Source organism: Streptomyces sp. NPDC096323 (genome assembly GCF_040302845.1).
Classification (GTDB): domain Bacteria; phylum Actinomycetota; class Actinomycetes; order Streptomycetales; family Streptomycetaceae; genus Streptomyces.
The window spans coordinates 444,655-456,719 of the sequence record NZ_JBEOSI010000005.1 but is presented as its reverse complement, the minus strand read 5'-3'; the positions used below and the strand labels follow the sequence as shown (position 1 = coordinate 456,719).

At 70.6% G+C, this 12,065-nt stretch carries 13 protein-coding genes; 6 read left to right on the top strand and 7 right to left on the bottom strand.

Annotated elements, in window-relative coordinates; genetic code table 11:
- Positions 1–15 precede the first annotated feature (15 nt).
- The 4 genes from ABTX18_RS17035 to ABTX18_RS17020 all read right to left on the bottom strand — a co-directional run bounded on the left by ABTX18_RS17035 (position 16) and on the right by ABTX18_RS17020 (position 3,100).
- Entirely contained in the window at positions 16–711 is a 696-nt protein-coding gene (locus ABTX18_RS17035; protein WP_352123477.1) for a DUF3152 domain-containing protein, read from the bottom strand.
- Positions 712–812: 101 nt separating this feature from the next.
- The gene (locus ABTX18_RS17030) at positions 813–1,574 is read right to left on the bottom strand and encodes a DUF3152 domain-containing protein (protein WP_352123476.1); all 762 of its coding nucleotides are present in this window, start codon (positions 1,572–1,574) and stop codon (positions 813–815) included.
- 91 nt (positions 1,575–1,665) lie between these two features.
- A complete protein-coding gene (locus tag ABTX18_RS17025; protein WP_352123613.1) occupies positions 1,666–2,574 on the bottom strand; it encodes a hypothetical protein in 909 nt (302 codons plus the stop codon).
- 16 nt (positions 2,575–2,590) lie between these two features.
- Positions 2,591–3,100: a SigE family RNA polymerase sigma factor gene (locus ABTX18_RS17020; protein ID WP_352123475.1), complete on the bottom strand. Its 510-nt coding sequence runs from the start codon at positions 3,098–3,100 to the stop codon at positions 2,591–2,593.
- Between the two features lie 231 nt (positions 3,101–3,331).
- Between ABTX18_RS17020 and ABTX18_RS17015 the strand changes: the two genes are divergently transcribed.
- Positions 3,332–4,024, top strand: coding sequence for a demethylmenaquinone methyltransferase (locus tag ABTX18_RS17015; RefSeq protein WP_352123474.1), 693 nt, complete (start codon positions 3,332–3,334; stop codon positions 4,022–4,024).
- Positions 4,025–4,116: 92 nt separating this feature from the next.
- Here ABTX18_RS17015 and ABTX18_RS17010 read toward each other — a convergent pair whose 3' ends face one another.
- Complete coding sequence (locus ABTX18_RS17010; protein ID WP_352123473.1) at positions 4,117–4,641, bottom strand: GNAT family N-acetyltransferase; 525 nt, start codon at positions 4,639–4,641, stop codon at positions 4,117–4,119.
- A 97-nt stretch (positions 4,642–4,738) separates the two neighbouring features.
- Between ABTX18_RS17010 and ABTX18_RS17005 the strand changes: the two genes are divergently transcribed.
- A complete protein-coding gene (locus tag ABTX18_RS17005; RefSeq protein WP_352123472.1) occupies positions 4,739–6,022 on the top strand; it encodes a geranylgeranyl reductase family protein in 1,284 nt (427 codons plus the stop codon).
- Here ABTX18_RS17005 and ABTX18_RS17000 read toward each other — a convergent pair.
- Together ABTX18_RS17000 and ABTX18_RS16995 are read right to left on the bottom strand one after the other, a co-directional pair.
- Positions 6,019–7,218: an MFS transporter gene (locus tag ABTX18_RS17000; RefSeq protein ID WP_352123471.1), complete on the bottom strand. Its 1,200-nt coding sequence runs from the start codon at positions 7,216–7,218 to the stop codon at positions 6,019–6,021. The two genes, ABTX18_RS17005 and ABTX18_RS17000, sit on opposite strands and share 4 nt — an antisense overlap.
- A gap of 224 nt (positions 7,219–7,442) precedes the next feature.
- Entirely contained in the window at positions 7,443–8,291 is an 849-nt protein-coding gene (locus ABTX18_RS16995; protein WP_352123470.1) for a C40 family peptidase, read from the bottom strand.
- 781 nt (positions 8,292–9,072) lie between these two features.
- Between ABTX18_RS16995 and ABTX18_RS16990 the strand changes: the two genes are divergently transcribed.
- The 4 genes from ABTX18_RS16990 to ABTX18_RS16975 are packed head-to-tail and all read left to right on the top strand — an operon-like array spanning position 9,073 to position 12,042.
- Positions 9,073–9,432: an NADH-quinone oxidoreductase subunit A gene (locus ABTX18_RS16990; RefSeq protein WP_136328529.1), complete on the top strand. Its 360-nt coding sequence runs from the start codon at positions 9,073–9,075 to the stop codon at positions 9,430–9,432.
- A 17-nt stretch (positions 9,433–9,449) separates the two neighbouring features.
- Positions 9,450–10,004, top strand: coding sequence for a NuoB/complex I 20 kDa subunit family protein (locus ABTX18_RS16985; RefSeq protein WP_111337185.1), 555 nt, complete (start codon positions 9,450–9,452; stop codon positions 10,002–10,004).
- Complete coding sequence (locus ABTX18_RS16980; RefSeq protein ID WP_352123469.1) at positions 10,001–10,720, top strand: NADH-quinone oxidoreductase subunit C; 720 nt, start codon at positions 10,001–10,003, stop codon at positions 10,718–10,720. Before ABTX18_RS16985 ends, ABTX18_RS16980 begins: the two co-directional genes overlap by 4 nt.
- Complete coding sequence (locus ABTX18_RS16975; RefSeq protein WP_352123468.1) at positions 10,720–12,042, top strand: NADH-quinone oxidoreductase subunit D; 1,323 nt, start codon at positions 10,720–10,722, stop codon at positions 12,040–12,042. Before ABTX18_RS16980 ends, ABTX18_RS16975 begins: the two co-directional genes overlap by 1 nt.
- The last annotated feature ends 23 nt before the right edge of the window (positions 12,043–12,065 follow it).

Genomic DNA, 12,065 nt, shown 5'->3' with positions numbered 1-12,065 from the left:
GGCCGTGCCCGTACGTCAGGGAACGGCGGGGCCGCCGAGGTAGTGCCCCTTGGTGTCGTAGGGCCAGGCGTTGGAGACGCATCCCTTGAGGCCGTATATCTGCTGCATCATCGCGGGGGCGGGCTGTCCCTTGCCGGGGCAGGTCTCGTGGCCGTGGCCGAGCCAGTGGCCGACCTCGTGGTTGACGATGAGGGCGCGGTAGTCGGCCAGCGGGCCGTGGAACTCCGGCGAACCCTGCTGCCAGCGCTTCAGGTTGACCATGACGTCGGCGCCGACGCGGCAGTTGACCTCGCCGTGCGTGTCGAGGCCCCCCTTCCCGCAGATGCGGTCGGTGGTCCCGGGTGTGGCGATGCGGATGACGAGGCCCGCGGGGCCCTCGGCGATCTGGCGGAAGGCGTGCTCGCCGTGGTGCGACCAGCCCCGGGGCGCGGCCAGGATGCGGGCGACCTCGGCGGCGGCCCGGTCCGCGTCCAGACCGGAGCCGTTCTCCACCTCGACCCGGTAGGCGTCGCCCCTGCCGTTCTGCGAGACGCCCTTGCGGGCGACCGTGAAGGTGCCGGACGCGGAGGACGCCTTCGCGTCGTGCTCACCGTTCCACCGGATGCCCACGACGGCCGCCGCGAGCACCAGCACGGGCACGACGGCCTTGACGAACAGCCGGTTGGGGCCGCGTTCCCGCTGCCCGCTCCGGCGCACATTCCCTGCGGACATCGCGCCCCTCCCCAGTCCTCGGTGTATTCCACTCCCGCTGTAAGGACCGCTGTCGAGGCTGATTGGTTCAGTGCGCAAGCAAAAGGGGCGGCACTTCTACGTCACGGTACGGCGGGGCCGCCGAGGTAGTGCCCCTTGGTGTCGTAGGGCCAGGCGTTGGAGACGCATCCCTTGAGGCCGTATATCTGCTGCATCATCGCGGGGGCGGGCTGTCCCTTGCCGGGGCAGGTCTCGTGGCCGTGTCCGAGCCAGTGGCCGACCTCGTGGTTGACGATGAGGGCGCGGTAGTCGGCCAGCGGGCCGTGGAACTCCGGCGAACCCTGCTGCCAGCGCTTCAGGTTCACCATCACCACCTCGGACAGCCGGCAGTTGACCTCGCCGTGGGTGTTCATGTTGCCCGTCGCGCAGACGCGGTCGGTGGTCCCCGGGGTGGCGATCCGGATGACCAGCCCGGCGGGACCGTCGGCGACCTGGTGGAACGAGTGCGCCCCGGCGTGCGCCCAGCCGCGCGGCGCTGCCAGGATGCCGGCGACCTGGGCGGCCGCCGCGTCAGGATCGACGCCGGAACCGTCCTCCACCTCGACCCGGTAGGCGTTCCCGTTCCCGGACGAGGCGCCCGCGCGGGCGACGGTGAACGTGCCGGGTCCGGACGCGGGGATGTGCGGGGGCCGGTGGGTGGCGGAGGGCTTCACGGTGGTCTTCTTCGGCTTCGCGGCGGGGGAGGGCGACGTGCGGGCCGGGCCCGGGCCCCGTCGGGGGCCCGGGGACTCCGGCGCGGCCGCCGCGGCCGACAGGTCGTCCCCGCCCGCCCATCGGGGCGCGGCGATCACCGCGACGCAGATCAGCGCCGTCGGGACGAGCACCGCGGCCAGTACCCGTATCCGGCTGCGACGCCGGCGCTCCCGTCGCCTTCCTTGCCGCCCTCCTTGGTGTCGTCCTCGCTGTCGTCCTGTCTCAGCCGCCACGAACCGTGTGCTCCTTCTCCTCCATCGGTCGTCCGTCCGCGTACGCCACGAGCTCCAGGAACCTGGGGTCCTCCGCAACGGCGAGCAGTTGCTCCGCGGTGACGGGCGCCGACACCATCGAGGTGTCGTCCCCGTCGACCGAGATCCGGACCCTGCTGTCGCCGTAGGCGAAAGCGAGGTTGACGCCGGTGATGGTCTGCGTCCCCCTCGAGTTGCCCTCCGCGGTCATGAGACGGGCCTTGATGCCGCCCGGCAGCATCGCCGTCCTGCACTCGAGCCCCTTCAACGGGGTGTCGCGGCACGGCGGATCGGCGGGGGCGTCGCCCGGGTCGCCCTGGGGGCGTACGGAGAAGATGACCGGGAACGTGTTGCCGTTCCGCCCGCCCTGGTAGCGGGAGACGGCCAGATCGACCGGCCGGACCGGGCCGAGCTGCCGGGGAAGCAGCTCGTCGAACAGCGCCGCGGCCTGCTGCTGGAACTGCTCCCGCCGGATCCGTTCGGCCGGGGGGAGGTCGGCCATGCTCGTCTCACCCTCGGTCGGCTCGATGTGCACGGGCGTGGGCACGGGCCGGGCGGTGGCGGCCGGGGACGGCGGCGGGGTGACGGTCGTGGTCGTGGTCTGCGAGGCCGCGGACCAGGTCTGCGCAGGCTGCGTACCCCCTCCCGAGCTCCACATCGGGAGCACCGCGCCGAACACCCCCAGGGCCACCACGCCGGTCACCCCCGCCCCGATGGCCGCCCGGGCGCGGGTGCGGCGCCTGCGGCCCTGGGCCAGGGCGACGGGCACCAGATCGGGCAGCGCCGGCGCGCCTTCGGCGGCCTGCTCCATGGCCGCTCTGATCAGCAGGCTCTCGGCCTCGGGGTCCGGGCCCCGGCCGGGGGAACGGTCGGTAAACATGTCCACGGCGGTCTCCTCAGCTTCGGGTGGTGTAGAGATGCGCGTCGCCCAGGCGGGTGCGCAGGGTGGCGAGCGAGCGCGAGCACTGGCTCTTCACGGTGGACGGGGTGCAGCGCAGCAGCTCGGCGACCGTCTCCACGCTCAGGTCCTCCCAGTACCGCAGGACGACCATCGCCCGGGCGCGGGCGGGTAGTTCGGCGAGCGCGGCCAGCAGCGTGACCGTCAGCTCGGGCCCCACCGCGGGCGGCGGCGCGGCAATCGGCGTATGGGCACGGAAGTCACGCAGCCGGCGCCGGCGCTCGGCGATATAGGTACGGGTCAGCACGGTTCGCGCGTAGGCGTCCGGATGATCGGCCGCGCTCGCCCGGCCCCAGTGCTGGAACAGCTTCGCCAGCGTGGTCTGGGTGAGATCGCGGGCGGCGTCGGCATCCCCGCACAGCAGATACGCGGTGCGGTACAGCCGTCGCTGGCTCGCGCGGGCGAATTCCTCGAAGCCGGCGGCGTCCGGTCTGCGTCCGGCGGTCATCCGGCCTCCTGTGCGGTCTGTCGGTGGTCACTACGCCTGTTACTGAGTGCCGACGGGCCGAAAAGGTTGAAGCCGGTTCCGTATCGGTCCCCGATGCGGGGACGCGGGGGGCGCGGCGGGCGGCATCCCGCATCCAGCCGGCCGAGGCGCTGCGCCGCTGATCGGCGGCGCGGGGTCCCGCCACAGCGGGCCCGGCCCGGGGCGGTTCGGCCGGGCTGCTTGAATGGGCGGGTGACCCGAGCCTCCCTGGACAAGCAGCCGCACGAAGTCGCCTCGATGTTCGACGACGTGGCGGCGAACTACGACCTCACCAACGACGTGCTCTCGCTCGGCCAGGCACGGCTGTGGCGCAAGGAGGTCGCCGCCGCGGTGCACGCCCGGCCCGCGGAGAAGGTCCTGGACCTGGCCGCCGGGACGGCGACGTCCTCATTGCCGTTCGCCGCGACCGGGGCGTACGTCGTGCCGTGCGACTTCTCCATCGGCATGCTGCGCGAGGGCAAGAAGCGCAACTCCTGGCTGCCGTTCACCGCGGGCGACGCCACGAAGCTGCCGTTCCGGGACGAGACGTTCGACGCGGTCACCATCTCCTTCGGGCTGCGCAACGTCCAGGACACGGACGCGGCCCTGCGCGAGCTTTACCGGGTGACCAAGCCGGGCGGCCGGGTCGTCATCTGCGAGTTCTCCCAGCCGGTCTGGGCGCCGTTCCGGACCGTCTACACCGAGTACCTGATGCGGGCGCTGCCGCCGGTCGCGCGTGCGGTGTCGTCCAACCCCGACGCGTACGTCTACCTCGCCGAGTCGATCCGCGCCTGGCCCGACCAGGCCGGGCTCGCGGCCAGGCTCCAGCGGGCCGGCTGGTCGAAGGTCGCCTGGCGCAACCTCACGGGCGGCGTGGTCGCGCTGCACCGGGGCGTACGCGCCTGAGGCCGGGGGTACGGCCTCGGCGGGAGCGCCCGGCCGGTGAATCCGGGGCCGAACAGCCGGGTTGACCCGTCACCCCCGACCGGCCGGCGGCGTCACCCGTCGAGCTCCAGGCGGAAGCACCACGCCTCCTGGCCCGCCCGCGGCGTCGTGAAGCTCTCCGCACGCTCCATGCCGAGGCGGCCGGCCACGGCGATCGACCGTTCGTTGCGCGCGTCGATCGTCGCCACCACCCGCTCGACCCCGGCCGCGCGCAGCCGCTCCAGCGTGAGGCGCGCGGCCGCGGTCGCGTAACCACGGCCCCAGGCCGGCCGGGCCAGCCGCCAGCCGATCTCGGTCTCGCCCACGGGGCCGTACGTGTCGTGCGGCCACGGCTGCGCCCCCGTGAAGCCGAGCACCTCGCCGTTGCCGTCGAGCACGGTCCACAGGCAGTAGCCGAGTTCCGCGTCGTGGCGGCGCTGGCGGGCCGTCCACTCCTCGTACATGGACAGCTCGTCGGACGTACCGCCGAAGAACTCCATCACCTCCGGGTCGTCGAAGACGCGGTGCCAGGCCACGGCGTCCTCGTCGGTGGGTACGCGCAGAGTCACGACGGGGAGTGCGGGAGGTGCGAGCGACATCGGGGAGCCCTTCGGACGGTTGATCAGCAGGCCCCCATAGACTGCACGGGACATGTGCCGCGCGGCACGCGATTTCGAGTCTTCGGGAGATCCGACCGTGACCGAGCCCCTGTCCGAACACAGCGCGGACGTGATCGTCGTCGGGGCAGGCCCAGCCGGCTCCACCACCGCGTACTACCTCGCCAAGGCCGGACTCGACGTCCTCCTCCTGGAGAAGACCGCCTTCCCGCGCGAGAAGGTCTGCGGCGACGGCCTCACGCCGCGCGCCACCAAGCAGCTCGTCTCCATGGGCATCGACATCTCCGAAGAGGCCGGCTGGCTGCGCAACAAGGGCCTGCGCATCATCGGCGGCGGCGTCCGGCTCCAGCTGGACTGGCCGGACCTCGCCTCGTACCCGGACTACGGACTCGTCCGCAAGCGCGACGACTTCGACGAGCAGCTGGCCCGCCAGGCGCAGAAGGCCGGCGCGCGGCTGTACGAGCGCTGCAACGTCGGCGCGCCCATCAAGGACGAGCGCACCGGCCGGATCACCGGCGTGGAGGCGAAGCTCGGCGAGGAGAAGACCCCGGTCACCTTCCACGCCCCCCTCGTCGTCGCCGCCGACGGCAACTCGACGCGGCTCTCCGTCGCGATGGGCCTGCACCGCCGCGAGGACCGCCCGATGGGTGTCGCGGTCCGTACGTACTTCACCTCGCCCCGCCACGACGACGACTACCTGGAGTCCTGGCTGGAGCTCTGGGACCGGCGCGGGACCGAGGACCGGCTGCTGCCCGGCTACGGCTGGATCTTCGGCATGGGCGACGGCACGTCCAACGTCGGCCTCGGCATCCTCAACTCCTCCTCCGCCTTCAAGGAGCTGGACTGGCGCGAGGTCCTCAAGGCCTGGTGCGCCTCCATGCCGGAGGACTGGGGCTACACCCCCGAGAACATGACGATGCCGATCCGGGGCGCCGCACTGCCGATGGCCTTCAACCGCCAGCCGCACTACACCAAGGGCCTGCTGCTCGTCGGTGACGCGGGCGGCATGGTCAACCCGTTCAACGGTGAAGGCATCGCGTACGCCATGGAGTCGGGCCAGATCGCCGCGGACGTCATCGTCCAGGCGCACGCCCGAGCGACCCCGGCCCAGCGCGAACTGGCGCTGAACAACTACCCGAAGGTGCTCAAGGAGACCTACGGCGGTTACTACACGATGGGCCGCGCCTTCGTGAAGCTGATCGGCAACCCGAGGGTCATGAAGATCGCCGCCCAGCGCGGTCTCACGCACCCGCTGCTGATGAAGTTCACCCTGAAGATGCTCGCCAACCTCACCGACCCGACGGGCGGTGACGCGATGGACCGCATCATCAACGGCCTGACGAAGGTCGCGCCGCGCGCCTAAGGGCGGTCCCTCGTCCGTACGAAGTGGACCGGGGCCGCGAGCACCCCGAGAGCGGCCGTCGCGGCTCCGAGCCACATGACCGTGTCGAGTGAGGCATGGTCGACGACGTAGCCGCCCGCCAGTGCGCCGGCGGCGATCGTCGCCTGGAACGAGGCGGTGAACAGGACCGAGGCCGCCTCGGGGGCGCGGGGCGCCGCGCGGGCGAACCAGGTCTGTGAGCAGACCGGGACCGCGCCGTAGCCGAGCCCCCACAGGACGAGGAGTGCGAGCGCGCCCCCTTCGGACCGGCCGAGGGCGGGCAGGAGCGCCGTCGCCGCGGCGATCGTGGCGGCGGCGGCCCCGAAGGCGGTGTGCGGGCGGCGCGTCACCAGGGCGGCCCCGAGGAAGTTGCCGGCGACGCCGGCCGCACCGTAGACGAGCAGGAAGCCGGTGATCAGGCCCGGGCCGGCATGGGTGGTCTCGCGCAGCAGCGGTGTCACGTACGTGTACGTGCCGAAATGTGCCAGTACGACGAGGAACGTCATCAGCAGGGCGGACCGGGTGTCCGGGCGGTGCAGCAGGGCGCGGAGCACGGCGGGGCGGGTGGCCCGCTCCGGCGGCAGCGCGGGCAGGGTCAGGAGCAGCAGGGCCAGCACGCCCGTGGACAGCAGCCCCATCGTGACGAACGCGGTTCGCCAGCCCGCCAGATCGCCGATGAGGGTTCCGGCGGGGACACCGAGCACGGATCCGAGGGGGACGGCGGCGAAGACGACCGCGGTCGCCCGTGCGGCGGACGGGGCGGGGACCAGCCGGCCGGTCAGGCCGGCGCCGACCGACCAGAATCCGCCGATGGTGATGCCGACCAGGACCCGGGCGACGAGCACGACCCAGTAGGCGGTCGCGGCGGCGGTGAGGAAGTTGGCCACCGCGAGGAGCAGGACGAAGGCGGCGAGCATCAGCCGCCGGTCGGCGCGGGCCGTCGCCAGGGTCACCACCGGGGCGGCGACGGCGGCGAGGAGGCCCGGCATCGTCATCATGAGGCCCGCCGTGCCGTCCGCGACGGCGAAGTCGGCGCCGATCGGCGTCAGCAGACCGATCGGCAGGATCTCGGTGGTGACGACGGCGAAGATGCCCAGCGTCACGGAGAGCACGGCCAGCCGGCCGCGCAAGGGCGTGGGAGACGCGACGTCGGCGCGGGGGGCGGTGGTGGTGGACATGGCGGGGCCGTCCTGTGTTCGGTGGCGCGGGAGCTGTTCGCTCCAGTTCACAAGCCCCCGGGTACGGAGTCCGGCAGGTTCCCGACGTCACCCGTGGCCGCTGAGGGTGGTGTCGGGAACCTGCCGGGAACGCCGAAGGGCCGCGGATCCCGAGCGGGGGACCTGCGGCCCTTCGATGTGCGCTGAGGCGCTTGTGAATCCGTGAACCTTGTGAATCCGTGGGCTCAGAGGACGCGGACCGCGCCCGACGGCGGGTCGTAGTCCAGGGACTTCTGCACCACACCGGTGGAGGAGTTCTGCGCCCCGACGAACTGGCCGCCGCCCACGTAGATCCCGACGTGGTACGCGCTGCCCGCGCCGCCCCAGTACAGGATGTCGCCCGGCTGGAGGTTGCTCAGGGAGACCTGGGTGCCCGCGGTCGACTGGCTCTGCGAGACGCGGGGCAGGTCGACGCCCACCGAGCGGAACGCGGCCTGGACGAGGCCGGAGCAGTCCCAGGAGTTGGGGCCGGTACCGCCGGACACGTACGCGTCACCGATCTGCGCCTGCGCGAACGCGACGACGGCGGCGGCGGAGCCCGTGGCGGTGGAGGTGTACGAGGGCGTCTCGGAGGCCGTGGAGCCGGACGAGGACGAGCCGGTGGAGGAGGTGCTCAGCGTCGTGCGCGCGGCGGCGCGGGAGGCGCGCTCGGCGGCCTCCGCCTTGGCCTGGGCCTCGGCCTTCGCCTTGGCTTCGGCCTTCTTCCTGGCCTCGGCCTTGCGGACCGCCTCGGCCTTGGCCTTCTTGGCGTCCTTGGCGGCGGCCGTGGCCGCTGCCTCCTCGTGGGCCTGCGTCTCCAGGTCCAGGGCGACCTGCTGCGTGGCCTCGGCGGACGCCGCGACGGCGGGGGAGAGCCCGGCGGTGATGGTGGGCATCTCAATGGTCTGGGTCACCGGCTCGGCCTGGGCCGGGCCTGCAGCGCCTGCGACGGCGATGGTGCTGAGGACGCCACCGGCAACTCCGGCCCGCAGCGCCGACTTCGAGGCGTTTCGGCGGGGCTTCCGGTGGCTGGGTATGAGAGCGGTGTGGGACATGGGTACTAGCGCTATCAGGGCCTCAGGGGTCCCATCAAGAAACGTGTGTTGCGACACAGTTACGTTCGGAATCTGTGAATCCGCTTTCTGGGGCCCTTTATTGACGCCGTAACGGGCAAACCGGGCATGCTCCATTACCCCTGTGATCACTGGTTATCGGCAATACGCCCGAATTGCCCGCCACTTACCATCCGTTCACACTGTTGGCCAAGCCCGCTTCTCTGGCGACTCCGGATGAGTGACGCAGGTCACAGCATGGTCTCGCGGTGACGGGCATACGAGGGCCCTGCGCCCGGAGCGCCCCGTCGGCGGGGAACCGGCCGCCCGGGGCGGGCCATTCGCCCGATAGGGGGCCGATGTTGCGATGCGTCCACTTCGTTCCACGTGGACCCCCCGCGCGGGTGACCCCGGCCCGGCTCCGAGGGGGCGGGGCCCTTTATCACCGGTTCGCGTCCATCGCCAATTTGGCGCGAGGCGCCACCGCTTGATAGGGCGACACCCGCTTGACCAGCGGTAACGACAGGAGATGTCACGTCTCGTGATCACTCGGCCGCTTCGTGTACGAAGATCACCGCTCATCCGACTTCATGATCGTTCGTCAGGTGGTGGAGATCACAAAGACGTTGTCCCACCCCGTGTCACAGATCACAGGGTGGCAGGCATAGGATGCGGGGCAGTCGGGCTTGTGAACTGCCTCACATGTGCACGATCTTGGTGAGGTGGCGAGCAAGGTCGCCCGATGCGGTCCAACGGTCAAGGACGACTGGAAGGAGCGAGGAGCGTGAATGCCTACGCGCCCATCCTCGTGCTCGGCGCCCTCGGGGCAGGGTTTGCGATCTTCTCCGTGGTCAGTGCCACGCTTATCGGCCCCAAGCGGTACAACCGGGCGAAGCTCGAAGCGTACGAGTGCGGTATCGAACCCACCCCGACTCCAGCCGGAGGCGGCCGTTTTCCCATCAAGTACTACCTGACGGCGATGCTCTTCATCGTCTTCGACATCGAGATCGTCTTCCTCTATCCCTGGGCCGTCACCTTCGACGCCCTCGGGATCTTCGGGCTCGTCGAGATGCTGATCTTCGTGCTCACCGTCTTCGTCGCCTACGCGTATGTATGGCGTCGCGGCGGCCTGGAATGGGACTGAGGGGCTGAGGGGCACATATGGGACTCGAAGAGAAGCTGCCCAGCGGCTTCGTGCTGACCACTGTCGAGCAGGCCGCCGGCTGGGTACGGAAGTCCTCCGTCTTCCCGGCCACCTTCGGCCTCGCCTGCTGCGCCATCGAGATGATGACGACCGGGGCCGGGCGCTACGACCTGGCCCGGTTCGGCATGGAGGTCTTCCGCGGATCGCCGCGGCAGGCGGACCTGATGATCGTGGCGGGGCGGGTCAGTCAGAAGATGGCGCCCGTCCTGCGGCAGGTCTACGACCAGATGCCGAATCCCAAGTGGGTCATCTCCATGGGGGTTTGCGCGTCATCCGGCGGAATGTTCAACAATTACGCCATTGTTCAAGGTGTTGATCATATTGTCCCGGTTGATATCTATTTGCCGGGTTGCCCACCGCGGCCCGAGATGCTGATGGACGCGATTCTCAAGCTGCACCAGAAGATCCAGGGCTCCAAGCTCGGGGTCAACGCCGAGGAGGCCGCCCGCGAGGCGGAGGAAGCGGCGCTGAAGGCACTGCCCCTCATCGAGATGAAGGGGCTGCTCCGGTGAGCGAGAACGGCAACGGCAACGGCAACGGCAACGTTCCCGCCCCGCGCGACGAGCACGGCGAGGTCATCGGCGTACGCAAGGGCATGTTCGGCGCCGAGAACGGCGGCGACACCTCCGGCTACGGCGGGCTCGTCCGCACCATCGCCCTGCCCGGCGCCACCTCGCGTCCGTACGGCGGCTGGTTCGACGAGGTGGCCGACGAGCTCGAAGGGGCCCTCGAGGAACAGGGACTGCTCCCCGAGAACGCCATCGAGAAGACCGTCGTGGACCGCGGCGAACTCACCTTCCACATCGCCCGCGAACACCTGCCCACCGTCGCCAGGACCCTGCGCGACGACCCGGCCCTGCGCTTCGAACTCTGTACGGGGGTGAGCGGCGTCCACTTCCCCGGTGACAAGGGACGCGAGCTGCACGCCGTCTACCACCTGCGCTCGATCACCCACGGCCGGCTCATCCGGCTGGAGGTGTCCGCGCCGGACGACGACCGGCACGTCCCCTCGCTCGTCCCGGTCTACCCGACCAACGACTGGCACGAGCGCGAGACGTACGACTTCTTCGGGCTCGTCTTCGACGGGCACCCCGCCCTCACCCGGATCATGATGCCGGACGACTGGCAGGGCTTCCCGCAGCGCAAGGACTACCCGCTCGGCGGCATCGCCGTCGAGTACAAGGGCGCCCAGATCCCGGCTCCGGACCAGCGGAGGTCGTACTCCTGATGACCACTCCCCACGCAACACCCAGGGCCACGACCGAGGGGACTGTATATACAGTCACCGGCGGCGACTGGGACGAGGTCGTCGAGTCGGCGGTCAAGTCCGACGACGAGCGCATCATCGTCAACATGGGCCCCCAGCACCCGTCCACGCACGGAGTGCTCCGGCTGATCCTGGAGATCGACGGCGAGACCGTCACCGAGGCCCGCTGCGGCATCGGCTACCTCCACACCGGCATCGAGAAGAATCTCGAATTCCGGAACTGGACGCAGGGCACCACCTTCGTCACGCGCATGGACTACCTGACGCCGTTCTTCAACGAGACGGCGTACTGCCTGGGTGTCGAGAAGCTCCTCGGCATCGAGGACCAGATCCCCGACCGGGCCACCGTCCTGCGCGTGCTCCTGATGGAGCTCAACCGGATCTCCTCCCACCTGGTGTGCATCGCCACCGGCGGCATGGAGCTCGGCGCCACGACGATCATGATCTACGGCTTCCGCGATCGTGAACTCGTTCTCGACCTCTTCGAGCTGATCACCGGCCTGCGCATGAACCACGCGTTCGTCCGCCCCGGCGGACTCGCCCAGGACCTGCCCCCGGGCGCGGTCGACCAGCTGCGCGAGTTCGTGAAGACCATGAAGAAGAACCTGCCGGAGTACGACAAGCTCGCCACCGGCAACCCCATCTTCAAGGCCCGCATGCAGGACGTCGGCTACCTCGACCTCACCGGCTGCATGGCGCTCGGCGCCACCGGCCCCATCCTGCGCTCCGCCGGACTGCCGCACGACCTGCGCAAGACCGACCCCTACTGCGGATACGAGAACTACGAGTTCGACGTCCCCACCGCCGACAGCTGCGACTCCTACGGCCGCTTCCTCATCCGCCTGGAAGAGATGCGCCAGTCGCTGCGGATCGTCGAGCAGTGCATCGACCGGCTCGCACCGGGCCCGGTCATGGTCGCCGACAAGAAGATCGCCTGGCCCGCGCAGCTCGCGCTCGGACCCGACGGACTCGGCAACTCGCTCGACCACATCAAGAAGATCATGGGCACCTCCATGGAGGCCCTGATCCACCACTTCAAGCTGGTGACCGAGGGCTTCCGGGTCCCGGCCGGACAGGCGTACACCGCCGTCGAGTCGCCCAAGGGCGAACTCGGCGTGCACGTCGTCTCCGACGGGGGCACCCGCCCCTACCGGGTCCACTTCCGCGACCCGTCCTTCACCAACCTCCAGGCCATGGCGGCGATGTGCGAGGGCGGCCAGGTCGCCGACGTCATCGTCGCCGTCGCATCCATCGACCCCGTGATGGGAGGCGTCGACCGGTGACCGAAGCACGCAGCGAAGTCAGT

Coding starts and splice junctions, on each gene's coding strand:
- ABTX18_RS16975 (WP_352123468.1), top strand. CDS start 10,720: ATGACCACTCCCCACGCAACACCCAGGGCCACGACCGAGGGGACTGTA.
- ABTX18_RS17035 (WP_352123477.1), bottom strand. CDS start 711: ATGTCCGCAGGGAATGTGCGCCGGAGCGGGCAGCGGGAACGCGGCCCC.
- ABTX18_RS16995 (WP_352123470.1), bottom strand. CDS start 8,291: ATGTCCCACACCGCTCTCATACCCAGCCACCGGAAGCCCCGCCGAAAC.
- ABTX18_RS17000 (WP_352123471.1), bottom strand. CDS start 7,218: ATGTCCACCACCACCGCCCCCCGCGCCGACGTCGCGTCTCCCACGCCC.
- ABTX18_RS17020 (WP_352123475.1), bottom strand. CDS start 3,100: ATGACCGCCGGACGCAGACCGGACGCCGCCGGCTTCGAGGAATTCGCC.
- ABTX18_RS17025 (WP_352123613.1), bottom strand. CDS start 2,574: ATGTTTACCGACCGTTCCCCCGGCCGGGGCCCGGACCCCGAGGCCGAG.
- ABTX18_RS17010 (WP_352123473.1), bottom strand. CDS start 4,641: ATGTCGCTCGCACCTCCCGCACTCCCCGTCGTGACTCTGCGCGTACCC.
- ABTX18_RS16985 (WP_111337185.1), top strand. CDS start 9,450: ATGGGACTCGAAGAGAAGCTGCCCAGCGGCTTCGTGCTGACCACTGTC.